The organism is Bradyrhizobium sp. B039 (assembly GCF_038965675.1).
Classification (GTDB): domain Bacteria; phylum Pseudomonadota; class Alphaproteobacteria; order Rhizobiales; family Xanthobacteraceae; genus Bradyrhizobium; species Bradyrhizobium diazoefficiens.
On the sequence record NZ_CP152416.1, the window covers coordinates 3,895,010 to 3,916,640 of the forward strand.

Here is a 21,631-nt window from a genome sequence, read left to right on the forward strand (position 1 = left end):
GCTTTGTGGACAAAGGCGGCAGGCAAATGAGGTTTTATTCGGCAGCGCATCTTTTCGCGCGCGCCGCCGCTTGACAGCTATCGGGACCGCGCGCAACATCGTTCGTATACGAATGATAACCGCAGTGTCCGCTGGCTTGCACATGGTGACTGAAACGACGAGCGCCGCCACCGACAAGATCCGCTGCGATGCCTGTCCGGTGATGTGCTACATCAAGCCGGGCGCGGCGGGCGCCTGCGATCGCTATGCCAATCACGACGGCAAGCTCGTTCGCGTCGATCCGCACGTGATCCTGGAGCGCACCGTTTCGCATGGCGGCAAGCTCGTGCCGTTCAGCCGCACGGAAGACTGGGACGGCAAGATCGTCCACGAACCCTCGACCTTCGTCACCGCGATCGGTGCGGGCACGACCTATCCGGACTACAAGCCGGCACCGTTCATCGTCTCTGCGGAAGTCGACGGCGTCGACATGGTGACCGTCGTCACCGAGGGAATCTTCTCCTATTGCGGCATCAAGGTGAAGGTCGACACCGACCGCTATCTGGGCCCGGAGACCGCGACCGTGCGCGCGCAGGGCGAGGCGGTCGGCCACGTCACCACCAGCGAATACGGCTCGCAGATGCTGTCGCTCGGCGGGGTGCATCATCTCACCGGCGGCTCCAAGAAGGAGGGCCGCGTCACCTGCGATACGCTGATGGACCTCGCCAATTGCAAGGCGGTCGAGCTCACCATCGACGGCGGCGCCACGGTGGTGGTGCAGGCCGGCCAGCCGCCGATCGTCAACGGCGCGAAAGAAGAGCGCATGCGCGTCGGCTGCGGCTCGGCGACGATCGGCATGTTCGCCAAGCAATGGCATGGCAAGGTCGACGAGGTCGTGGTCGTCGATGACCACATCACCGGCGTGCTCTCAGAGCACCAGGCCGGCAAGCTGCTCGACATCGCCGACACCGGCATCAAGATGAAGGGCCGGCGCTCGACGCCCGGCCGCTATTTCCAGGTCGCCGATCCCGGCACGGGGTGGGGCGGCACCAACATTTCCGATCCGCTCGCGATCCTCGGACCGTTCGATGCGAAGGAGGCCAAGCCTGGCCTCTCCATGCTGATGGTTTCCACGACGGGCGAGCATTCGTCCTATTACGTGCTCGACGAGGCCTTGAAGCCGGTCGAGACCGAGATGCCGGCCGATTTGAAGTTCTCGGTCGAGCGCATCCAGGAGAATTGCGAGCCGGCGCTGTGCACCGTGCTGTTCATGGCCGGTGCGGGCGGCTCGCTGCGTGCGGGCGTCACCGACAATCCGGTGCGGCTGACGCGCTCGGTGAAGGACGCGCTGACACGTGTCACCAGCGGCGGCGCACCAGTCTATGTCTGGCCCGGCGGCGGCATCACTTACATGGTCGACGTGACGCAGATGCCTTCAGGCGCGTTCGGCTATGTGCCGACGCCGGCGCTGGTCGCGCCGATCGAGTTCACGATGAAGCTGTCCGACTACGCCGCGCTCGGTGGACACATGGATTACGTCAAGCCGCTCTCGGAAGTACAGAACGGCGAGGATGTCCGCCAGTTGCCCTGGCAGAACCCGATTCCAGGGCCCCGGGCATGACACGGCTCCCGCAAATCGCATTGCTGTCTGATGGTCGGCGGCTGCATTTGCAGGATGGGCCGATTGATCTGATCGTCGAAGCGAGGGGGGGGCCGGGCGAGGTGCGTGCGGCCTATGACGCCGCAGCGCGCCGCTTCACCGGACTGCTCGATGAGCTCTGCGTGGAGCTGACGGAGCTGCGCAAGGCAGCGGAACCCGGAGCGTGCCCACTGAAGGGCGCCGTTGCGCGCCGCATGTATGCCGCCGTTGCGCCCTATGCCCCCGATTGCTTCATCACGCCGATGGCCGCGGTGGCGGGCAGCGTGGCCGAGGAGATTCTGGGCGCAATGCTGAACGCGGCGTCGCTCGACCAGGCCTATGTCAACAATGGCGGCGACATCGCGCTGCATCTTGCGCGAGGCGAACATTTTTCGGTCGGCCTGATGGACCGGCCCGATCGCGACGGCGTGATGCGGAGAATGAAGGTCGATGCTGATGATCCCGTGCGGGGGATCGCGACCAGCGGGCGCCACGGCCGCAGCTTTTCGCTCGGCATTGCCGACGCCGTGACGGTGCTGGCGGCAACGGCCGCGCAGGCCGATGCGGCGGCCACGATCATCGCCAACGCCGTCGATCTGCCCGGGCATCCCGCCATCGTCCGGCAGCCCGCGAACGAGCTTCAGCCCGACAGCGATCTCGGCGCGCGTCTTGTCACCCGCAACGTCGGCGAATTGTCACCGACCGAGATTTCGGCCGCGCTGGAATCTGGCGCGGAATGTGCACGGCAATTGTTCGATCGCGGATTGATCGAGGGTGCCGTGTTGCAGCTCAGTGGTGATATGCTCGTCATCGGAACAAAAGATATTGAACGGCAACGATCGCGCCCGTCTGTGCTGGAGAACGCGGTTCATGCCTGAGCAGGGAAGAGCCCAAGGGAAACAATCATGAGCGCGATCATCCGCAAGATCGTCACGGTCGTCGAAGAGACGCAAATGGAGATGGGCCGCCAGGTCTCGCCGCCGACCCGGCGCGCCGCGGCCATCGCCGTGATCGAAAATCCCTTTGCCGGACAATATGTCGAGGATCTCGCGCCGCTGATCGCGATCGGCGAGGAGCTCGGCGAACTGCTGTCGAAGCGCGCAGTCGCGGCGCTCGGGATCGACGGGGCGAAGGTGCAGAGCTACGGCAAGGCGGCGGCCGTCGGTGAGAACGGCGAACTGGAGCATGCGGCAGCGATCCTTCACCCGAAGATGGGCGCGCCGGTGCGGAAGGTTCTGAGCAAGGGCGCAGCGCTGATCCCTTCGTCGAAGAAGCGCAGCGGCCCCGGCACGACGCTCGATATCCCCCTGGGTCACAAGGATGCGGCCTTCGTGCGCAGCCACTTCGACGGCATGGAAGTACAGATCAACGACGCGCCGCGCGCCAACGAGATCATGGTCGCGGTCGCCGTTACCGACAGCGGCCGTCCGCTGCCGCGTGTCGGCGGGCTGACGGTTGCGGAGATCAAGGGCGAGGACGGTCTGAGATAGAGTTTGAACCGGGGAGGCGGGCACTGCTTCCCCGACAAGATCACGCTGAAGACGTAGAGAGTTCAAAACTGGAGGTTGGGATGCGAGCGAGAAACTATTTTGTGGGCGCGGCCTTCGCGCTTCTGGCCGGCGGCATGGCTCATTCGGCGGTGGCACAGGACATCAAGATCGGCGAGATCAACAGCTACTCGCTGCTGCCGGCCTTCACAGAGCCCTATCGCAAGGGCTGGCAGCTCGCCGTGGAAGAGATCAACGCGGCCGGCGGCATCAACGGCAAGAAGCTCGTCGTCGTCTCCAAGGACGACGGCGGCAAGCCGGCGGATGCGCAGACTGCGGCCAACGAGCTGGTGTCGAGCGAGGGCGTCGCGATGCTCACGGGCACCTTCCTGTCGAACATCGGCCTGGCCGTCAGCGACTTCGCCAACCAGAAGAAGGTGTTTTTCCTCGCGGCCGAGCCGCTGACGGACGCCGTGACCTGGTCGAAGGGCAACAAGTACACCTTCCGCCTGCGGCCCTCGAACTACATGCAGGCCGCGATGCTGGTGGAAGCAGCCAGCAAGCTGCCGGCAAAGCGCTGGGCGACGATCGCGCCGAACTATGAGTACGGCCAGTCGGCGGTTGCCGTGTTCAAGAAGCTGATGTCGGAGAAGCGTCCCGACATCCAGTGGGTGGACGAGCAGTGGCCGCCGCAGGGCAAGATCGATGCGGGGCCGGTGGTTCAGGCGGTTGCCGCGGCCAATCCCGAGGCGATCCTCAACGTCACCTTCGGCGCCGACCTCGTGAAGCTCGTGCGCGAAGGCAACACCCGCGGCCTGTTCAAGGGGCGCGAGGTCGTGTCCTTCCTGACCGGCGAGCCCGAATATCTCGATCCGCTCAAGGACGAGACGCCGGAGGGCTGGATCGTCACCGGCTATCCCTGGTACTCGATCAAGACGCCCGAGCATGATGCGTTCCTGAAGGCCTACCAGGCCAAGTACAACGACTATCCGCGTCTCGGCTCGATCGTCGGCTACCAGACCATCAAGTCGGCCGCCGCGATCCTGGCAAAGGCCGGCTCGACCGATCCGGAGAAGCTGATTGCCGCAGCCGAGGGCCTGTCGATGCCGTCGCCGTTCGGCGAGATCACCTTCCGCAAGATCGACCACCAGTCGACCCTCGGCGCTTACGTTGGCAAGACCGCGCTGAAGGAGGGCAAGGGCGTGATGGTGGACTCTTCTTACAAGAAGGGCGCGGACTATCTGCCCAGCGATGCCGAAGTCGAGAAGCTGCGTCCGAAGGACTGATCTCTTTCTTCTCCCTCGCCCCGCTTGCGGGGAGAGGGTCGGGGTGAGGGGGAGCCTCCGCGAGGGAGGTAACCATCGAGCTTGCGGAGACTCACCCTCACCCGAATTGCTCCGCAATTCGACCTCTCCCCGCAAGCGGGGAGAGGTGAAGCAACACCTGAACCCGGACCGCCGATGGCCTTTTATGTCGTACAGTTTCTGACCGGTCTCGCCAGCGCAGCGTCGCTGTTCCTGGTGGCCTCGGGCCTGTCGATCATCTTTGGCGTGACGCGGATCGTGAATTTCGCGCATGGCGCCTTCTACATGATCGGCGCCTACATCGCCTTCACGCTCACCGAGCGGCTTTCGGGCGCGTTCGGTTTCTGGGGCAGTATCGTCGCGGCCGCGCTGGCCGTGGCGCTGATCGGCGTCATCGTCGAGATGGTGCTGCTCCGCCGCATCTATCACGCGCCCGAATTATTCCAGCTGCTCGCGACCTTCGGTCTGACCCTGATGGTCGAGGACCTCGTCGTGCTGATCTGGGGGCCCGACGATCTCGTCGGCCGCCGCGCGCCGGGCTTCAAGGGCGCGATCGATTTCTTCGGCCAGAACATCCCGAGCTATGACCTGTTCCTGATCGGGCTCGGCCCGGTCGTGCTCGGCATTCTCTGGCTGCTGTTCCAGCGCACGCGCTGGGGCGTGCTGGTGCGCGCGGCAACGCAGGACCGCGACATGGTCGCGGCTCTCGGCGTCAATCAGAAATGGTTGTTCACGTCGGTGTTCGCGGTCGGCGTCTTCCTCGCCGCGCTCGGCGGCGCGCTCCAGATCCCGCGCGATGCCGTGCATCACGCGATGGATCTGCGCATCATCGTCGAGGTCTTCGTCGTGGTCGTGATCGGCGGTCTCGGCAGCATCGTCGGCGCCTTCGTCGCGGCGGTGCTGGTCTCCGAGCTCAACGCCTTCGGCATCCTGATCTTCCCGAAGATCTCCATCATCCTGGTCTTCCTGGTGATGGCGGTGGTGCTGATCGTCCGCCCCTGGGGCCTGTTCGGTAAGCCGGAGGCGGCCGCGCGCAAGACGCCGGGTCTTACCGTCAATCCCTGGCGCCCGCTGTCGTCGAACGAGCGGCTGGCCGCGCTGGCAACGCTCGTCATTGCCGCAACGCTGCCGCTGTTCGCCGGCAACTACGCGCTGACCGTCGGCTCGGAGATCGCGATTTTCGTGATCTTCGCCGTCAGCCTGCACTTCCTGATGTCGGTCGGGGGACTCGCGTCTTTCGGCCACGCCGCCTATTTCGGCCTCGGCGCCTACGGCATCGCCTTCCTCGCCAAGATGGCCGGACTGCCGATGATCGTCTGCCTGTTGCTCGGGCCGCTGCTCGGCTGCATGGGCGCCGCGGTGTTCGGCTTCTTCGCCGTGCAGCTCTCCGGCGTCTACTTTGCGATGCTGACACTCGCCTTTGCGCAGATCGTCTGGTCGATCGCGTTCCAATGGGTGAGCGTCACCGGCGGCGACAACGGCATTCTGGGCGTCTGGCCGGAAAAATGGGCGGCGAGCCCGTCGCACTTCTATTGGCTGGCGCTCGGCGTCGCGGCGCTCGTCACGTTCGCGCTGCGGGCCATGGTGTTCTCGCCGTTCGGCTACGCGCTGCGGGCCACGCGCGACTCGCTCCTGCGCAGCGAAGCGATCGGTATCAACGCCAAGCGCATCCAGTGGACCGCCTTCGTGATCGCGGGCACGACCGCCGGCATCGGCGGCGCGCTGTTCGCCTATCTCAAGGGCAGCGTCTTCCCGGACAATCTCGGCATCTCGCTTTCGGTCGACGCGCTGGTCATGGTGCTGCTCGGCGGCGTCGAGACGGTGTCGGGCGCGGTGATCGGCGCCATCGTCTACAAGGCGCTCAACATCTGGCTGGTCAGCCAGACCGACCTGTCGAAGCTCGTGCTCGGCGGCTTCATCGTGCTGATCGTCGTCGTCTTCCCCAAGGGCATCGTCGGCATGCTGGAGATGCTGGCGCAGCGTCGCAGGAAGACATCGCCGCCGGGATCTCCCTTGCTTGCCAAGCCGATCGAGTCCGCCGAATGAGCGTCGCACCCCCACTTCTCGCGGTCGAAGGCCTGACCAAATCCTATGGCGGCATCCATGCCGTGCGCGGCGTCTCGTTCTCGCTGCGCGCCGGCGAGATCCTGGCGCTGATCGGCCCGAACGGCGCCGGCAAGAGCACCTGCTTCGACATGCTCAACGGCCAGAACAAGCCGGATTCCGGCCAGGTCCGCCTGCTTGGCGAAGAAACCACCGGCAAGAAGCCGCGCGAGATCTGGCGGCTCGGGGTGGGGCGTACCTTCCAGATCACCGCGACGTTCGCGACCATGACGGTGCGCGAGAACGTGCAGGTTGCGCTGATCTCGCACGGGAAGCAGCTGTTCAATCTCTGGGGCTCGGCGCCGAAGTTCGATCGTGGCGAAGCCGGCCGCTTGCTCGAGCTCGTCGGCATGAGCGGCTATGCGGATCGTCCCTGCGGCGAGCTCGCCTATGGCGACCTCAAGCGGCTCGAGCTTGCGGTCGCGCTCGCCAACCAGCCGAAACTCTTGCTGATGGACGAGCCGACCGCCGGCATGGCGCCGCGCGAGCGAGTCGATCTGATGCGACTGACGGCTCAAATCGCGCGGGAGAAGTCGATCGGCGTGCTCTTCACCGAGCACGACATGGACGTGGTGTTCGAGCACGCCGACCGCATCATCGTGCTCAACCGCGGCACGCTGATCGCCGAGGGCTCGCCCGCCGAGGTGCGTGGCAACCCGCAGGTGCAGGCGGTCTATCTCGGCGAGGGGCTCGTCTACGATGCCCGCCATCGCGACGGAGCCTCGGCATGAAACTCACGGTGCAGGACCTCAACAGCCATTACGGCCCGGCGCATATCCTGTTCGACATCGGTTTCGAGGTCGGCGAGGGCGAGGTGGTGGCGCTGCTGGGCCGCAACGGCGCCGGCAAGTCGACGACGTTCCGCTCGATCGTCGGCCTCGTGGCGCAGCGCTCGGGCCGCATCATGTTCGAGGGCAAGGACGTGTCGGTGCGGCCGACGCACGAGATCGTGCGCGAGGGGCTCGGCTACGTGCCGGAGGAGCGGCGAATCTTCACCGATCTGACGGTGGAGGAGAATCTCGAAGTCGGCCGGCAGCCGAAGCGCCCGAACGCGCCCTACTGGACGCGCGACAAGTTGTTCACGCTGTTTCCGAACCTCGGCGAGATGAAGAACCGCCCGGGCGGCCGCATGAGCGGCGGCGAACAGCAGATGCTCACCATCGCGCGCACGCTGATGGGCAACCCGTCGCTGGTGCTGCTCGACGAGCCGTCGGAAGGCCTGTCGCCGAAGATCGTGGAACAGATGGTCGATGCCATCCTGACCATGAAGAAGGAGGGCGTCAGCATCGTCGTCTCCGAGCAGAATCTGCACTTCGCGCGGTTGATCTCCGATCGCGCCTATATCATCGAGCGCGGCCGCATCTGCTTCGGCGGCACCATGGCCGAGCTCGACGCGCGTCCGGACATCCGCGACGCGCATCTGTCGTTGTGACGGCAAAGGGAAGGTCGGGGAGCGGATGGCGAGAAGCGTTGCGGCGAAGAAGAGCGTCAAACCGGCAAAACCGCCTTACGTGCTCGACGAGCAGGTCGGCTTCATCCTGCGCCAGGTCTGGCAGCGCCACAGCTCGATCTTCTCCCGCGATATCGGCACCAATCTGACGCCGACGCAATGGGCGGCGCTGTCAAAGCTCGCCGAGACCGGGCCGTGCTCGCAGAACCAGCTGGGACGGCTGACTGCGATGGATGTCGCGACCATCAAGGGCGTGATCGACCGCCTGACGGCGCGCGGCCTGACTGAAACCAGCCAGGATCCCGAGGACGGGCGACGCCTGCTGGTGAGCCTGACGCGTGCCGGTCAGCAGCTAGCCGAGAAACTGGCGCCGAATGCGCTCGCCATCACCCGCGAGACGCTGGCGCCGCTCGACGCCAAGGAGCGCGAGATGCTGATGGCGCTGTTGAGCAAGTTGCGGTGAAATTGACTGTCATTCCGGGGCACGCGCGCCGCGCGTGAACCCGGAATCCGGAGATTGTTGCTCGAGACTCCGGGTTCGCGCTCTCGCGCGCCCCGGAATGACGGCAAGTGCCGTCACTTCGCCACCACTTCCGGCACCCGGCCGGCCGGCGGTGTGTTGCGGCTGCGCTGGGTGCGGACGATGCCGTCGATGATGGTCATGCCGATGCCGGGGAGGTCGCCGAGCTGGACGCTCTCCAGGATGTTCTTGCCCGGCGAGTGCTGCGCCTTGTCCATGATGACGAAATCCGCGGCGCGGCCGACCTCGATCAGGCCGCAATCGAGCTGCCGCATCCGCGCGGTGTTGCCGGTGGCGAGGCAGAACGCGATCTCGGCCGGCAGCTCGCCGATCGAGGACAGCATCGAGACCATGCGCAAGATGCCGAGCGGCTGCACGCCGGAGCCGGCCGGCCCGTCGGTGCCGAGGATGACGCGGTGCAGGTCGCCCATTTCGCGCGCGATGCGCAGCGTGTAGAGCGCCGAGCGCTCGTTGCCGTTATGAACGATCTCGAGCCCGCGCTTGCAGCCCTCGCAGATGCAGCGGATCTGGTCGTCGGGAAGGGCGGTGTGGCCGCCATTGATGTGGCCGACCACGTCGGTGTCGGCCTCCAGCACCACGTCCTTGTCGATCAGGCCGGAGCCGGGGATCGAGGGGCCTCCGGTGTGGATCGTGCTCTGGATGCCGTATTTGCGCGCCCAACCCACCATCTTGCGCGCAGTGGGTCCATCCTTGACGCCACCGAGGCCGACTTCGCCGAGCAGCTTGACGCCGGCGGCGGCCAATTCCTTGAAGTCTTCTTCGACCATCTCGCATTCGATCACCGGCGCACCGGCATGAACCTTCACGCCGCCCGGACGCAACGTCCAGAACGCGCGCTGGGCGAAGATCGCCATCGCCTTCAGCCCCACCACGTCGCGGGGGCGACCCGGCATGTGCACTTCGCCTGCCGAGATCATGGTGGTGATGCCGCCATGGAGGGAGCTGTCGATCCAGTTGATCTGGTTCTGGCGCGGCGTCCAGTCGCCGGCGACGGGGTGGACATGGCTGTCGATCAGGCCGGGGGTCACCGTGGTGCCGTTGGCATCGACGATGGTGGTCGCACCTTCCGTGTCGAGATCCTTGTGGCGGCCGATCGCGGTGATCTTGCCGTTCTCGGCGACGATGGTGTCGCCGTCCAGGATCGGCTTTTCCAGCGCGCCGGACAGGATCAGGCCGATATTGCGGATCACGAGCTTCGAGGGTCCGGCGGCCTGGGGTGCGTCATGCGCCATGGAAGGGGTCCTTTTCCTTAACTGCAACGCTGCCGATCTTGGGCAGCCTTGACCACGGGATCAAGCCGGATTATTCATTAGTACACGAATGATCGTGTACAAACGACGCATAGCTGACCGCCTCGGAACCGCAACGTAGCGACACGGAAGGGTGAGATGAGCAATTTCAACCAGGAAAGCGTTTTGAGCGTCCACCATTGGACCGACACGCTGTTCTCCTTCAAGACCACCCGCAGCCCGACCTTCCGCTTCCGCAACGGTGAATTCACCATGATCGGGCTCAAGGTCGGCGAGAAGCCGCTGCTGCGGGCCTACAGCGTCGCCAGCGCCAATTACGAGGACACGCTGGAGTTCTTCTCGATCAAGGTGCCGGACGGCCCGCTGACCTCGCGGCTCCAGCACCTGAAGGAAGGCGACGAGATCATCGTCAGCCGCAAGGCCACCGGCACGCTGGTGATCGACAATCTGGAAGAGGGCCGCAACCTCTATTTGATCGGCACCGGCACGGGCCTCGCTCCGTTCCTGAGCGTGATCAAGGACCCCGAGACCTACGAGCGCTTCGAGAAGGTGGTGCTGCTGCACGGTTGCCGCCACGTCAAGGAACTCGCCTATGGCGAGATGATCACCGAGCATCTGCCGAAGGATGAGCTGCTCGGCGAGTACATCCAGAGCCAGCTTATCTACTACCCGACGGTGACCCGCGATCCCTTCCGCAACCGCGGCCGCATCACCGACCTCATCACCTCGGGCAAGCTGTTCAGCGATATCGGCCTGCCGGCGCTGGAGGCCGCGCACGACCGCGTCATGATCTGCGGCAGCCCGGCGCTGGTCGCTGACACCCGCGTGCTCCTGGGCGAGCGCGGCTTCATCGAGGGCAATCACGGCGAGCCGGCCCAGTTCGTGGTCGAAAAGGCGTTTGCCGAGCGCTAAACGCGGAATTCTTGCGCAATAAGACCGTATTTTCGCCGCGTGGCGCCCGTTGCGGCGCCGATTCGGCGCGCGATACACTGTGGGAACGAATCAGCGGAGTTCCCACATGGTTGCGGACAGCGACAGCAACATCGCCTGGCACCGGGTTCAGTTGAAGAAGAACCGCGCCGAGTTGAAGGCGCTCGAGACGGCGCGCTTCACGATGGGCGAGATCGCCTCGTCGAAGCGGAACGGCCAGACCCAGAAGGCGGTCGCGGAACTGAAGCGCAAGATCGCGCAGTCGGAACGCGCGATCGCCGATTACGACAAGCGCACGCGCCGTCCGCTTACCACCGATCTGCAAAGTCTCAGCAGCGGCAGCTGGAGCCATTGGGACGCCTACACCAATCAGCAGCAACGCAAGACCGGGCCGCGCTCGCCGGGCCGCGGATAGGCTCTGGTCGCGAGCATCGCGCTGGCGCAGCCAGCACCGGTTCCGGCCCTTGCACGTGGGCCCTCGCGCACCATCTGGTTGAGACGCCACCAACCAATCCGGTGATCCCATGGCACCGCGCCTCGATTTCACCAGCGAGGCCTTCTTTCGCGATCCGCCCGCGGCGATCGCGGCGCTGCGCGCCTCGGGCCCCGTGGTTGCGACGCGATTTCCTCTCGTCGGCGATGTCTGGATCACCACGACCCATGACGCCACCGCTGAGGTCCTGAAGGACGGCACCACCTTCACGCTGCGCAAGGAGGACGGCAAAGTCGCCGGCCTGCGCTGGTGGATGCCGAAGCTCGTCACCACCATCGCCAACAACATGCTGACCATGGACGAGCCCGATCACACGCGGCTGCGCAGCATCGTGGACGAGGCATTTCGCCGCCGCGCGATCGTGGCGATGGAGCCACGCATTCGCGCCATCGCCGACGGCTTGGCGAACGACCTGTTTGCCGATGGCAGCCCGGCCGACCTCGTCCAGTGCTACGCCCGCATCCTGCCGGTGTCGGTGATCTGCGAGCTGCTGGGCCTGCCCGCGGCCGATCGCCCGAGATTCATCGCCTGGGCCAACAAGATGTCGTCGCTGACGAATGTCGTCAGCTTCTTCCGCCTGCTGTTCGCGTTCCGCAAGATGCGCGCCTACCTCGAACGGCAGTTGCAGATCGCGCGCGTGCAGGGCGGCGAGGGCCTGATCGCCGAGCTGGTCCAGGTCGAGCGCGAGGGCGGCCAGATCACGCCGGACGAAATGGTGTCGATGGTGTTCCTGCTGCTCGCGGCAGGCTCGGAGACCACCACGCATCTGATCAGCGGTTCGGTCTACGAGCTGCTCAGGAATCCGGCCTTGCGCGACTGGCTGGAGGAGGATTGGAGCCGCATCTCGCTCGCCGTCGAGGAATTCCTGCGCTTCGTCTCGCCCGTGCAGTTTTCCAAACCGCGCTATCTGCGGCGGGATGTCGAGCTTGCGGGCGTACGGCTGAAGAAGGGCGACCGAGTCATGGTCATGCTTGCCGCCGCCAACATGGACCCGGCCGTGCACGACCGCCCTGAGCGGCTCGACCTCACGCGCAAGCCGAACCGCCACATGTCGTTCGGAACGGGAATTCATTTCTGTCTCGGCCACCAGCTTGCGCGGATCGAAGCGACTTGCGCATTGCAGGCGCTGCTTGCGCGATGGCCGAAACTCGAGCTCGCCGTGGACCCCGCGCAAATCCACTGGCGCAAGCGGCCGGGTATGCGTGCGATCGCGCGATTGCCTGTCGTTGCCGGCGGGAACCGCAGGCCGAGCCGTGGTGCCGCCGCCGAGCCGTTGCTCGCGGACTGACGCAGCGCACGCCGTGCCGGGAACAATGGCGCGCATCATCTTGCGTGGAGTGCGAAACAATCTCCGTCGCGCAGGCGTTGCACCAATGCACGCAGCAGCAAGGGAGCAGTCCATGCCCAACGGCGGCAAGACGCATATCGGATCAGGCGCGCGCGGCAAGGGCGCGGGGACTGGCGCACTCACGGACATCGCAAAGGACAAGGTCGGCGACAACATGATCCTGTCGAACCGCGACAAGGCGCAACATTCCGACATTCGCGGCATGGACGGAAAGTTCATCCAGACGGAGCAGTACCAGGATCATTCGGCCAACCGGCTGCTCGACGACGAGGAGGCTGAAGACTAGGCGAGAGCCCCGAGCGGCAGCTTCAGGAGCCGGCCGATTTCTTCGAAGCGACGAGATCGCGCTCCCAGCCGAAGACGGAGCGGCCGTCGAGCTCGGGAGAGGCCGCGCGCTCGCCGGCGATGTAAGCCTCGACCGACGGTCCACGCGCGGTCCGCTCCAGCCGTCGCGCCTGGTCGTCGAGACGCCTGAGCGCCTGCATCTCTTCCTCGCGTCCGAGTTTTGCGTTCTGGATCGCGCCTTTCAGCACGCGGATGGTCTCGTCATAGACCTTGATCGGGACGGGGTAGGGGTGCCGGTCCTTGCCGCCATGAGCGAGCGAGAAACGGGCGGGATCGTTGAAGCGATAGGGGGCGCCGTGCACGACCTCGGCCACCATCGCCAGCGAACGCACCGTGCGGGCGCCGACGCCGGGCGTCAGCAACAGCTCCGGGAAGTCGACGGGGCCACGCTCGGCGGCCGCAGCCAGCGTGCCGTGCAGCCGCCGCGCGAACACGTCCTTGGGCCTGACATCGTGATGCGCGGGCATGATCAGGTGCGGCAGCATCGCCTGCGCCGGTTCGGGTGCGGCTCCGGTGAGCCGCTCGAATTCGGCGACGATGCGATCGGGACCGAGATCGCCGAGGAGTTCGAGCTGCGCGCTGCGCGAGATATCGGCGCGGTGGTCGGTGAGATTGACGATCTCGCCTTGCTGCGGCCCGTCGATCGCGCTGTGCGGCGCGTCAACGAAACTCTTCAAGGCCTCGGAATGCCAGTGATAGCGGCGGGCCTGCCGCTTGTCGCCGTTCATGCCCTGCTGCACCACCGTCCACTTGGCGTCGGCCGTGACGAAGAAGCCGTGGAGATAGAGGTCGAAGCCGTCCTGCACGGCCGCGCTGTCCACCTTCGCGACCAGCCGGCTGGCGCGGGTGAGCTTTACGCCGTCGAAGCCGACGCGCTCGCCGAGCTGCAACAGCTCGTCCGGCGTCTTGCGCGAATGCTGGCCCCGGCCACCGCAAACATAGATCCCGAGTTCGTCCTGCAGCGGGCCGAGCCCGCGCTTCAGCGCGCCGATCACGGAGGTGGTGATCCCCGAGGAGTGCCAGTCCATCCCCATTACGGCACCGAACGACTGGAACCAGAACGGATGCGACAGCCGCTGGAGAAATGCATCGCGGCCGTAATGATGCACGATCGCCTGCGTGACGATCGCGCCAAGCGAGGCCATGCGGCTCGCGAGCCACGGCGGAACCCGTCCGGTGTGGAGAGGAAGATCGGCGCTGCCGGTACGTCTGGTCATGGGTGCGGCAGACTAGCGCGATCCGGCGACCGTTGCACGAGGGGAATGCTGCATTGTGCTGCGCGACGAGGGAAGGGCCGGTGACCATCCTTCTCGACGAGATGCGAGAAGCTCAGCCGGGCCGGCTTGCGCAGTTGAACGCTTTCTCCGATCAGGCGGCCTTGGCAACGGTTGTGCCAGGTTGCTTGTTCGATCGCGCTCGCGGCTTGCGCAGCTTCCGCCGCGCCCAGATCAGCAGGCCGGTCGACAACAGCGTCAGAAGCGCGATCGAGGTGATGACATTGAGAGGCGAAGCGATTAGGGCCGACCAGTTTCCCTCATGGATCAGGCGCGGCCAGTTGCGCGGCAGCGGTGTGACGCCGGATGAATTGACGGCATAGGCGCGCAGCTCCCCGCCCTCATAGATCCGCGCCATCATGCGACCGCCGCGCGCGCCGATCGAGATCACATGCGACGGCTCGTGCGAATCTGCGACCATGCGAACAGCGTCGGGCAAGGCAACGGGACGTCCGCCGCCGGCTGGAGCGGCGCCGCTCTGGAACGTCAGGCCGAACGCCATGCACAGGCCGGTCAGCGGGCTCAGCAGGATCAGCGGCAACGCAAACCATGCGGTGCCCTTGTGCCATCCGGACAGCGAATTGCGCAGGCGCGGCAGTCCCATGAGGAGGCCGAGCACCATCAGGGACACCATGGCGATGGTCGAGCTTGTCACCAGCCACGCCTGGCCGAGCAGCCGTTCATGCGTGACGCGGGCCCACAGGAAGAGATCGGGGAGGCTGGAGCCCGCGGCAGCGGGCTCGCCCGTTGCGAGATCGATCGCCGAGGTGCCGGCGCCTTGCAGCGTCATGCGCTGGCTCGCGGCATTGACCGAAAGCCCGCGCGCCTTGCTATCCGGATCATACCGTTTCATCAGCTCGACGATGCGCCCGGCGTCGATCGCCGGACCACTGATGCCACTGACTTGCACCAGCGGCTCGAAGGACAGAATCAGTCCGGTGGCGATGATCGCGAGCAGGGGCAGCGCGAAGACCAGCGTGATCCATCGATGCAGTGTCAACAATAGAGGTTTGTTCATTCTCGGTCTCCGGCGATCTCACGCTTTCGTCGCCCAGCGCAGCCCCGAAGACCAATGACGCTTTGTCCATGTTGCTGCGTTGATTTGCAGCAAACGGAGTAAGCGATGTTGGCGAATGCCAATCGCTTGCACCTGGGCGGAGATCGTCTCGCGGTCCGCGGAGCGGGCGGAGAATTGAGTCTACTTGCGCGTCGCCTTGGTCGCGCCGCGCAGGCCGGCCTGCTGCTGGATCGTGTCCAGCGCGCCGGAGGACTGCTCTTCCGTCACGAAGCGATTGAGCATGGGAAGCGCGTCCTCGCGTCCCCGGGGGATCGCGATGGCCATGTGCTCCAGCCCCCAATTGCCGTCGAGGATTTTCGCGCCCGGCATCTGGTCGGACATCTCGAACAGCGTCGGCTTGTTGGTGGCGTAAAGGTCGATCTCGCCGCGCCCGAACATGCCGATGGCGGCCTTGACGCTTTCGGCGGGAACGATGGTCGCGTTCTTGAACTTCGCCGGCAGCGTTCGCTCGGAGGTCGAGCCCTTGGTGACGCCGATCTTCACGCCCGGCTTGTCGATATCCTCGACCTTGCCGACCGGCGAATTCGCCGGAGCGAGATAGCCGAGCTCGATCGCCAGCACGGGCTGGCTGAAGCGGACCTCGCTGGCACGGGCCGGCGTGGCATTGGTCACGGTGAAATCGACCCGGCCGTCGTGAATCGCGGTGACGATGTCGGCGACGCGCTCGAACCTGACATAGTCGACACCGACGCCGAGCCGTTTTGCAAGCTCGCCGCCGAGATCGTAGGCGAGGCCGTGCGGCTTGCCGGCCGCATCTGTTACCATCGAGGTCGGGCTGCCCGGATAGATACCGACCCGCAAGGTGCCGCTCGGCGCCAGGAGCTTTGCTTCGCCGTCGGCCTTCGCGAACGAGCCGGAGAGGCCGACGGTTGCAAACGCGAGCAGGGCGGCGAGCGCACCGTGCCTCCAGGAAGATATCCTCATCAGACGATCCCGCCTTACTGCGCGCGGATGTTGGCGGCCTTCAGCACCGGCTCCCATTTGGTCGCCTCGGCGTGCATGTAGGCATCAAAGTCCTTGGCGGAGGAACCGACCGGAGCTGCGCCGATCTTGCCGAGCGTCGACAGCACGCTGGGGTCTTGCAGCGCGGCCTTGAGGTCGGTCTCGAGCTTGGACACGATCTCCGGCGGCATTTTTGCCGGGCCCAGCACGCCCCACCAGACCGAGACGTCGTAGCCTGGCACGCCAGCCTCGGCGATGGTCGGAACATCCGGCAGCGCCTTGGAGCGTTCGGCTGATGTCACCGCGAGCGCGCGCACCGGGCCGCCTTCGAGCTGGCCGATCGCCTCTGCAAGCGGATTGATGCTGAGCGGGATCTCGCCGGCGATGACGGCGGTCAGTGCCGGCGCGCCGCCCTTGTAGGGGATCGCGACGATCTTCGTGCCGGACATGTATTTGAGCAGCTCGCCGGCAAGATGCGCGGACGTGCCGTTGCCCGACATCCCGTAGGAGTGCTTGTCCGGCTCCTTCTTGGCAGCGGCCAGCAGATCGCCGAGCGTCTTGTAGGGGCTGTCCTTCGCCACCACGATTGAGAGTGGAGAAGAGGCCACTTCGGTGATCGCAGTGAAATCCTTGAACGTGTCATAGGGCACGCTCGGGTAGATGAACTGGTTGAGCGGATGGCCGCTCGCGACCAGGATCAGCGTGTAGCCGTCCGGCGCGGCCTGCGTCAGCGCCTGCGAGGCGACGATGCCGCCGGCGCCGGGACGGTTGTCGATCACCGGCTGCTGGCCCCAGGTCTTGGCCAGCGCCTGGCCGAGCGTGCGCGCGAGCACGTCGACCGCGCCCCCGGCCGCGTAGGGCACCAGGATGTGGACCGGCTTGCTCGGATAATTCTCAGCCTGCGCGGCGTTCGCCGCCAGCAGCAAGCCCGCACCGACCACGAGCCGACCAATTGTTGTGTTCAAACCCAGCATTTTCCCAGCACTCCATTCGCCCCTGCTGCGGTCTTCCGAACCGCCCGGGGACGTCTCGCATCGTTTTTGTTGACGAGACCTGATCTTTTGTACGATAGTACAAATAACATGGTACGCAAGCCCACCAGCAAGGAAACGGCCCGCAAGCCGAACATGCGCGAGGCGATCCTCGCCGCGGCCGAGGAGCTGTTCGCCACCAACGGCTTCAATGCTGTGTCCGTGCGCGACATCGCACAGGCCGCCGGCGCCAATCCCGGCAGCGTGACCTATCATTTCAAGACCAAGGACGGCCTGCTGCTGGAGATCTACCGGCGCCATTGCGGGCCGATGAATCTCCGCCGCTCCGAGCTGCTCGCCGCCGCCAGGCGCGTGCGCGATCTCCAGGACCGGCTGGAGGCGATCGTGCGGGCCTATGTGGTGCCGGCCTTCACCTCGGGCAGCGATCTTGCCGGTGGCGGGGCGCGCTTTACGCGGCTGCGTGCCGTGATGTCGGCGGAAGGCAACGAGGTTGCGCGAAAAATCATCGCACAGACCTTTGACGACACCAGCCACGCCTTCATCGACGCGGTCCACGAGAGCCTGCCGCACATTCCGCGCACCGACATCGTATGGCGCAGCCATTTCCTGCTCGGTGCACTCTATTATTCGCTGGTGACGCCGGACCGCGTCTCGCGCCTGTCGCGTGGCGAGGCCGACGGCAGCGACGCGGCCAGCGCCATCGAGCAACTGGTGCAAGCCACCGTCGCCGCGTTCCAGGCACCGCCGCTCGACCAGCCGGCGCGCCGGCGGGCTGTGGCCAGCAGCAAGACTTGAAGAAGCGGTCACGCTCGGCGGTTCGACTGATGACGATGATGTACATGCCGACCATTCCGCCGCCCGATCCGAACACGCGCACGCCGAAGTTCAAGCTGCCGAAACTGTCCTGCGACGCGCATTGCCACATCTTCGGGCCCGGCGCGAAATATCCCTATGCGCCCGATCGTTCCTACACGCCGCCGGACGCACCGCTGGAGGATTTCCGCGCGCTGCACGCCAAGCTCGGGGTGGAGCGGGCGGTCATCGTCAATGCGAGCGTGCACGGGACCGACAACACGGTCGCGCTCGATGCGATCGCAGAGAGCAATGGCGCCTACCGTGCGGTCGCCAATATCGACGACACCATCACCGAACGTGGACTTCGCGTGCTGCACGACGGCGGCTTCCGCGGCTGCCGCTTCAATTTCGTCCGCCATCTCGGCGGCGTTCCCGACAAGCGCGTGTTCGACCGCATCGTTGCGATGGTCGCGCCGCTCGGCTGGCACATCGACCTGCATTTCGACGCGATCGACCTGCCCGAATATGCCGACATGCTGACGAAGCTGCCGCTGAGCTACACCATCGACCACATGGGGCGGGTGAAGGCGTCGGACGGGCTCGACCAGCTTCCGTTCAGGATTCTGATCGAGCTGATGCAGCGCGACGAGAAATGCTGGGTCAAGATCTGCGGCTCCGAGCGTGTATCCTCGGCCGGCCCGCCCTTCACTGACGCCGTGCCGTTTGCGCGCAAGATCGTCGAGACTGCGGTTGACCGTGTCATCTGGGGCACGGACTGGCCGCATCCCAACGTCAAGGTGATGCCGAATGACGGCGACCTCGTCGATTTGATCCCGCTGTTCGCGCCGGAGCCGGAGGTCCAGCAGAAGATCCTCGTCGACAACCCCGCGCGCCTGTTCGAGTTCGACCAATGACGTCATTCGCGATCGACAAGCCGCGCGGCCGCGCCTGGTGGAAGGAGCTCTGGATCCAGGTGCTCATCGCCATGGCGGCCGGCATCGCGCTTGGGATCGTAAGCCCCGACGCGGGCGCCAAGATGCAGCCGCTTGGGGATGCCTTCATCAAGGCGATCCGGATGCTGATCGCGCCGATCATCTTCTGCACCGTCGTGCACGGCATCGCCCATATGGCCGACATGGCGCGCGTCGGGCGCGTCGCGGTGAAGGCGATCGTCTATTTCGAGATCATGACCACGATCGCGCTGATTATCGGGCTCGTCGCGGTGAACCTGCTCAGGCCTGGCGTCGGCATGAACATCGATCCCGCCAGCATCAATGCCAGCGCGATCGAGCCATACGTCAAGCAAACTAGCGTCATCGGCTTCGTGCCGTTCCTGATGAACATCGTTCCCGCCACGTTCATTGGCGCGTTTGCCGAGGGCAACATCCTCCAGGTGCTGTTCATCTCCGTTCTGTGCGGCTTTGCATTGGTGCAGCTCGGCGAGCGCGCCGCGCCGCTGGTGCATCTGATCGACCTCGCCGCCAAGATGGTGTTCGCCGTCGTCGGCTTCGTGATGTGGGCGGCGCCGATCGGGGCGTTCGGCGCCATTGCCTTCACGGTCGGCAAGTTCGGCGTCGGCTCGCTGGCCTCGCTCGGTAAGCTGCTGGGCGGCTTCTATCTCACTTGCGTCATCTTCATCATCGTGGCGCTCGGTCCCGTGGCGCGGCTGTGCGGCTTCTCGCTGCTCAAGCTGACCCGTTACATCTGGGAAGAGTTGCTGATCTGCATCGCCACGACCTCGTCCGAGACCGTGCTGCCGCGGATGCTGACCAAGCTGGAGAAGGCGGGCTGCGAGAAGAGCGTGGTTGGCCTCGTGATCCCGACCGGCTATTCCTTCAATCTCGACGGCACTTGTCTTTACCTCGCCGCGGCCTCGGTGTTCCTGGCGCAGGCGACCAACACGCCGTTCGGGCTCGCCGAGCAGGTCGAGCTGCTGCTGATCCTGCTCGTGACCTCCAAGGGCGCGGCGGGCATTGCAGGCGCGGCCTTCGTCGTGCTGGCGGCGACGCTGTCGGCGACCGGCACCATTCCGGTGACGAGCGTCGCGCTGGTGCTCGGCATCCACCGCCTGATGTCGCAGGGGCTGACGCCGACCAATTTGATCGGGAACGCGGTTGCGACCATCGCGATTGCCAAATGGGAAGGCGCGCTCGACGGCGAGCGCCTGCGGCGCGTGCTCGACGGCGAGGAACAAGCGGCCATCACGGCCTGATGAATTGGCTGCCTGCACGAGGCGGGCGGCCTATGATGCCTACGAACGAAAGAGGGGAGTTTGTCCCATGAAAACAGGTCTCGTCGTCACCGCCCATCCGGGCGATTTCGTCTGGCGCGCCGGCGGCGCCATCGCGCTGCATGCGAAAAAGGGCTATCGCATGAAGATCGTCTGCATGTCCTTCGGCGAGCGCGGCGAAAGCCAGTTCGCGTGGAAAGAAAAGGGCGCGACGCTGGAATCGGTCAAGGCCGGCCGCAAGGACGAGGCGGAGCGGGCGGCCAAGCTGCTCGGTGCCGAGATCGAGTTCTTCGACTGCGGCGACTATCCGCTGAAGCTGACGGAAGCGCATTTCGACCGCATGGTCGACATCTACCGCGAACTCAATCCGAGCTTCGTGCTGACGCATGCGCTGGAAGACCCCTATAATTTTGACCATCCGAACGCCGCGCATTTCGCGCAGGAGACCCGCGTGGTCGCGCAGGCCATGGGCCACAAGCCCGGCGCGCAGTACAAATATTCGGCTCCGCCGGTGTTCCTGTTCGAGCCGCACCAGCCGGAGCAGTGCAACTACAAGCCGGACCTGCTCCTCAAGATCGATGAGGTCTGGAAGGAGAAGTACGAGGCGTTCCAGATCCTGGCCGCACAGAAGCATCTCTGGGGCTATTACGAGCGCGTTGCGCTCAACCGCGGCATCCAGGGCAGCCGCAACACCGGCGTGCCGATGACCTATGGCGAGGCCTATCAGCGTCTGTTCCCGACGGTTGCGGAGGAGCTCGCATGAAGTCCGTCGTCGTTCGCAGCATCAAGCGTGCCGATCCCGCCGGAATGGCAGAGTACGGCGTCTCGACCGTGCACGAGGCCTATGGCCGCATCGGCCTGATGAAGCCGTATCTGCGGCCGGTCTGGGCAGGTGCGTCGATTGCCGGCCCGGCCGTCACCGTGCTGGCGCAGCCCGGCGACAACTGGATGATCCATGTCGCGGTCGAGCAGTGCAGGAAAGGCGACATCCTCGTCGTCGGCTGCACCACCGACAACACCGATGGCATGTTCGGCGAGCTGCTCGCGACCTCGCTCCAGGCGCGTGGCGTGCAGGGGCTGATCATCGATGCCGGCTGCCGCGACGTCAAAGCGCTGCACGAGATGAAGTTTCCGGTGTGGTCGCGCGCGGTCTCGGCCAAGGGCACGGTCAAGGCTACGCTCGGCTCGGTCAACGTCCCCGTGGTCTGCGCCGGCGTCAACGTCGATCCCGGCGACATCATCGTCGCCGATGACGACGGCGTCGTGGTGGTGCCGAAGCGCTATGCTGCCGAGGTCGCCGTAAAGGCGAACAAGCGCAACGCGGACGAAGGCGGCAAGCGCAAGCGGCTGGCCTCGGGCGAACTCGGTCTCGACATGTACAGCATGCGCGAGGCGCTGGCGAAGGCCGGTCTCGTTTATGTCGACAATCCCGAGGACGTCTGAGCGAAATA

At 65.5% G+C, this 21,631-nt stretch carries 22 protein-coding genes; 17 read left to right on the forward strand and 5 right to left on the reverse strand.

Going from position 1 to position 21,631, the window contains the following annotated elements; all coding sequences use genetic code 11:
- The first annotated feature begins 142 nt into the window (after positions 1-142).
- The 8 genes from AAFG50_RS17995 (at position 143) to AAFG50_RS18030 (ending at position 8,425) form a co-directional block, all read left to right on the forward strand.
- Positions 143-1,600 (forward strand): hypothetical protein, encoded by a 1,458-nt coding sequence (locus AAFG50_RS17995; protein ID WP_028170886.1) that lies wholly within the window; start codon positions 143-145, stop codon positions 1,598-1,600.
- A complete protein-coding gene (locus tag AAFG50_RS18000) occupies positions 1,597-2,496 on the forward strand; it encodes a UPF0280 family protein (RefSeq protein WP_028170887.1) in 900 nt (299 codons plus the stop codon). The genes AAFG50_RS17995 and AAFG50_RS18000 overlap by 4 nt, the downstream gene beginning before the upstream one ends.
- 27 nt (positions 2,497-2,523) lie before the next feature.
- Positions 2,524-3,108, forward strand: coding sequence for an amino acid synthesis family protein (locus tag AAFG50_RS18005; RefSeq protein ID WP_011086605.1), 585 nt, complete (start codon positions 2,524-2,526; stop codon positions 3,106-3,108).
- Between the two features lie 80 nt (positions 3,109-3,188).
- Complete coding sequence (locus AAFG50_RS18010; protein WP_028170888.1) at positions 3,189-4,391, forward strand: ABC transporter substrate-binding protein; 1,203 nt, start codon at positions 3,189-3,191, stop codon at positions 4,389-4,391.
- Positions 4,392-4,565: 174 nt separating this feature from the next.
- The gene (locus AAFG50_RS18015; RefSeq protein ID WP_161535326.1) at positions 4,566-6,455 is read left to right on the forward strand and encodes an ABC transporter permease; all 1,890 of its coding nucleotides are present in this window, start codon (positions 4,566-4,568) and stop codon (positions 6,453-6,455) included.
- Entirely contained in the window at positions 6,452-7,243 is a 792-nt protein-coding gene (locus AAFG50_RS18020) for an ABC transporter ATP-binding protein (protein WP_028170890.1), read from the forward strand. Before AAFG50_RS18015 ends, AAFG50_RS18020 begins: the two co-directional genes overlap by 4 nt.
- Complete coding sequence (locus AAFG50_RS18025) at positions 7,240-7,944, forward strand: ABC transporter ATP-binding protein (RefSeq protein WP_011086609.1); 705 nt, start codon at positions 7,240-7,242, stop codon at positions 7,942-7,944. The genes AAFG50_RS18020 and AAFG50_RS18025 overlap by 4 nt, the downstream gene beginning before the upstream one ends.
- A gap of 25 nt (positions 7,945-7,969) precedes the next feature.
- On the forward strand, positions 7,970-8,425 hold the full coding sequence (locus AAFG50_RS18030) for a MarR family transcriptional regulator (protein ID WP_011086610.1): 456 nt from the start codon (positions 7,970-7,972) through the stop codon (positions 8,423-8,425).
- A 113-nt stretch (positions 8,426-8,538) separates the two neighbouring features.
- Here AAFG50_RS18030 and AAFG50_RS18035 read toward each other — a convergent pair whose 3' ends face one another.
- A complete protein-coding gene (locus AAFG50_RS18035) occupies positions 8,539-9,735 on the reverse strand; it encodes an amidohydrolase family protein (protein ID WP_011086611.1) in 1,197 nt (398 codons plus the stop codon).
- A 156-nt stretch (positions 9,736-9,891) separates the two neighbouring features.
- Between AAFG50_RS18035 and AAFG50_RS18040 the strand changes: the two genes are divergently transcribed.
- The 4 genes from AAFG50_RS18040 to AAFG50_RS18055 all read left to right on the forward strand — a co-directional run bounded on the left by AAFG50_RS18040 (position 9,892) and on the right by AAFG50_RS18055 (position 12,810).
- Positions 9,892-10,665 (forward strand): ferredoxin--NADP reductase, encoded by a 774-nt coding sequence (locus AAFG50_RS18040; RefSeq protein WP_011086612.1) that lies wholly within the window; start codon positions 9,892-9,894, stop codon positions 10,663-10,665.
- A 106-nt stretch (positions 10,666-10,771) separates the two neighbouring features.
- On the forward strand, positions 10,772-11,098 hold the full coding sequence (locus tag AAFG50_RS18045; protein ID WP_028170891.1) for a hypothetical protein: 327 nt from the start codon (positions 10,772-10,774) through the stop codon (positions 11,096-11,098).
- A gap of 109 nt (positions 11,099-11,207) precedes the next feature.
- Positions 11,208-12,464 carry a cytochrome P450 gene (locus tag AAFG50_RS18050; protein WP_028170892.1) on the forward strand — a complete coding sequence of 419 codons (1,257 nt, stop codon included), beginning with the start codon at positions 11,208-11,210 and terminating at the stop codon, positions 12,462-12,464.
- Positions 12,465-12,576: 112 nt separating this feature from the next.
- Positions 12,577-12,810 carry a hypothetical protein gene (locus AAFG50_RS18055; RefSeq protein WP_028170893.1) on the forward strand — a complete coding sequence of 78 codons (234 nt, stop codon included), beginning with the start codon at positions 12,577-12,579 and terminating at the stop codon, positions 12,808-12,810.
- Positions 12,811-12,832: 22 nt separating this feature from the next.
- Here AAFG50_RS18055 and AAFG50_RS18060 read toward each other — a convergent pair whose 3' ends face one another.
- The 4 genes from AAFG50_RS18060 to AAFG50_RS18075 form a co-directional block, all read right to left on the reverse strand.
- Positions 12,833-14,086, reverse strand: coding sequence for a DUF763 domain-containing protein (locus AAFG50_RS18060; RefSeq protein WP_011086615.1), 1,254 nt, complete (start codon positions 14,084-14,086; stop codon positions 12,833-12,835).
- Positions 14,087-14,237: 151 nt separating this feature from the next.
- On the reverse strand, positions 14,238-15,161 hold the full coding sequence (locus AAFG50_RS18065) for a PepSY domain-containing protein (protein ID WP_028170894.1): 924 nt from the start codon (positions 15,159-15,161) through the stop codon (positions 14,238-14,240).
- Between the two features lie 180 nt (positions 15,162-15,341).
- Positions 15,342-16,145 (reverse strand): ABC transporter substrate-binding protein, encoded by an 804-nt coding sequence (locus tag AAFG50_RS18070; protein ID WP_028170895.1) that lies wholly within the window; start codon positions 16,143-16,145, stop codon positions 15,342-15,344.
- Between the two features lie 14 nt (positions 16,146-16,159).
- Positions 16,160-17,137 carry a tripartite tricarboxylate transporter substrate binding protein gene (locus AAFG50_RS18075; protein ID WP_028170896.1) on the reverse strand — a complete coding sequence of 326 codons (978 nt, stop codon included), beginning with the start codon at positions 17,135-17,137 and terminating at the stop codon, positions 16,160-16,162.
- Positions 17,138-17,245: 108 nt separating this feature from the next.
- On the opposite strand from AAFG50_RS18075, the gene AAFG50_RS18080 reads away from it, so the two are divergent.
- The 5 genes from AAFG50_RS18080 to AAFG50_RS18100 all read left to right on the forward strand — a co-directional run bounded on the left by AAFG50_RS18080 (position 17,246) and on the right by AAFG50_RS18100 (position 21,623).
- Positions 17,246-17,950, forward strand: coding sequence for a TetR/AcrR family transcriptional regulator (locus AAFG50_RS18080; RefSeq protein ID WP_028170897.1), 705 nt, complete (start codon positions 17,246-17,248; stop codon positions 17,948-17,950).
- A 29-nt stretch (positions 17,951-17,979) separates the two neighbouring features.
- On the forward strand, positions 17,980-18,864 hold the full coding sequence (locus tag AAFG50_RS18085) for an amidohydrolase family protein (RefSeq protein ID WP_028170898.1): 885 nt from the start codon (positions 17,980-17,982) through the stop codon (positions 18,862-18,864).
- Positions 18,861-20,162: a C4-dicarboxylate transporter DctA gene (gene dctA, locus AAFG50_RS18090; RefSeq protein ID WP_028170899.1), complete on the forward strand. Its 1,302-nt coding sequence runs from the start codon at positions 18,861-18,863 to the stop codon at positions 20,160-20,162. The genes AAFG50_RS18085 and dctA overlap by 4 nt, the downstream gene beginning before the upstream one ends.
- 67 nt (positions 20,163-20,229) lie before the next feature.
- Positions 20,230-20,943 carry a PIG-L deacetylase family protein gene (locus AAFG50_RS18095; RefSeq protein WP_011086622.1) on the forward strand — a complete coding sequence of 238 codons (714 nt, stop codon included), beginning with the start codon at positions 20,230-20,232 and terminating at the stop codon, positions 20,941-20,943.
- On the forward strand, positions 20,940-21,623 hold the full coding sequence (locus AAFG50_RS18100; protein WP_028170900.1) for a 4-carboxy-4-hydroxy-2-oxoadipate aldolase/oxaloacetate decarboxylase: 684 nt from the start codon (positions 20,940-20,942) through the stop codon (positions 21,621-21,623). Before AAFG50_RS18095 ends, AAFG50_RS18100 begins: the two co-directional genes overlap by 4 nt.
- Positions 21,624-21,631 lie beyond the last annotated feature (8 nt).

Bases quoted from the DNA above. Each gene is read 5' to 3' on its own strand.
- AAFG50_RS18095 (WP_011086622.1), top strand. From the start codon at position 20,230: ATGAAAACAGGTCTCGTCGTCACCGCCCATCCGGGCGATTTCGTCTGG.
- AAFG50_RS18015 (WP_161535326.1), top strand. From the start codon at position 4,566: ATGGCCTTTTATGTCGTACAGTTTCTGACCGGTCTCGCCAGCGCAGCG.
- AAFG50_RS18065 (WP_028170894.1), bottom strand. From the start codon at position 15,161: ATGAACAAACCTCTATTGTTGACACTGCATCGATGGATCACGCTGGTC.
- AAFG50_RS18005 (WP_011086605.1), top strand. From the start codon at position 2,524: ATGAGCGCGATCATCCGCAAGATCGTCACGGTCGTCGAAGAGACGCAA.
- AAFG50_RS18040 (WP_011086612.1), top strand. From the start codon at position 9,892: ATGAGCAATTTCAACCAGGAAAGCGTTTTGAGCGTCCACCATTGGACC.
- AAFG50_RS18020 (WP_028170890.1), top strand. From the start codon at position 6,452: ATGAGCGTCGCACCCCCACTTCTCGCGGTCGAAGGCCTGACCAAATCC.
- AAFG50_RS17995 (WP_028170886.1), top strand. From the start codon at position 143: ATGGTGACTGAAACGACGAGCGCCGCCACCGACAAGATCCGCTGCGAT.
- AAFG50_RS18035 (WP_011086611.1), bottom strand. From the start codon at position 9,735: ATGGCGCATGACGCACCCCAGGCCGCCGGACCCTCGAAGCTCGTGATC.
- AAFG50_RS18050 (WP_028170892.1), top strand. From the start codon at position 11,208: ATGGCACCGCGCCTCGATTTCACCAGCGAGGCCTTCTTTCGCGATCCG.
- AAFG50_RS18070 (WP_028170895.1), bottom strand. From the start codon at position 16,145: ATGAGGATATCTTCCTGGAGGCACGGTGCGCTCGCCGCCCTGCTCGCG.
- AAFG50_RS18055 (WP_028170893.1), top strand. From the start codon at position 12,577: ATGCCCAACGGCGGCAAGACGCATATCGGATCAGGCGCGCGCGGCAAG.
- AAFG50_RS18075 (WP_028170896.1), bottom strand. From the start codon at position 17,137: ATGCTGGGTTTGAACACAACAATTGGTCGGCTCGTGGTCGGTGCGGGC.
- AAFG50_RS18080 (WP_028170897.1), top strand. From the start codon at position 17,246: ATGGTACGCAAGCCCACCAGCAAGGAAACGGCCCGCAAGCCGAACATG.
- AAFG50_RS18045 (WP_028170891.1), top strand. From the start codon at position 10,772: ATGGTTGCGGACAGCGACAGCAACATCGCCTGGCACCGGGTTCAGTTG.
- AAFG50_RS18000 (WP_028170887.1), top strand. From the start codon at position 1,597: ATGACACGGCTCCCGCAAATCGCATTGCTGTCTGATGGTCGGCGGCTG.
- AAFG50_RS18060 (WP_011086615.1), bottom strand. From the start codon at position 14,086: ATGACCAGACGTACCGGCAGCGCCGATCTTCCTCTCCACACCGGACGG.
- AAFG50_RS18010 (WP_028170888.1), top strand. From the start codon at position 3,189: ATGCGAGCGAGAAACTATTTTGTGGGCGCGGCCTTCGCGCTTCTGGCC.
- dctA (WP_028170899.1), top strand. From the start codon at position 18,861: ATGACGTCATTCGCGATCGACAAGCCGCGCGGCCGCGCCTGGTGGAAG.
- AAFG50_RS18030 (WP_011086610.1), top strand. From the start codon at position 7,970: ATGGCGAGAAGCGTTGCGGCGAAGAAGAGCGTCAAACCGGCAAAACCG.
- AAFG50_RS18100 (WP_028170900.1), top strand. From the start codon at position 20,940: ATGAAGTCCGTCGTCGTTCGCAGCATCAAGCGTGCCGATCCCGCCGGA.
- AAFG50_RS18085 (WP_028170898.1), top strand. From the start codon at position 17,980: ATGACGATGATGTACATGCCGACCATTCCGCCGCCCGATCCGAACACG.
- AAFG50_RS18025 (WP_011086609.1), top strand. From the start codon at position 7,240: ATGAAACTCACGGTGCAGGACCTCAACAGCCATTACGGCCCGGCGCAT.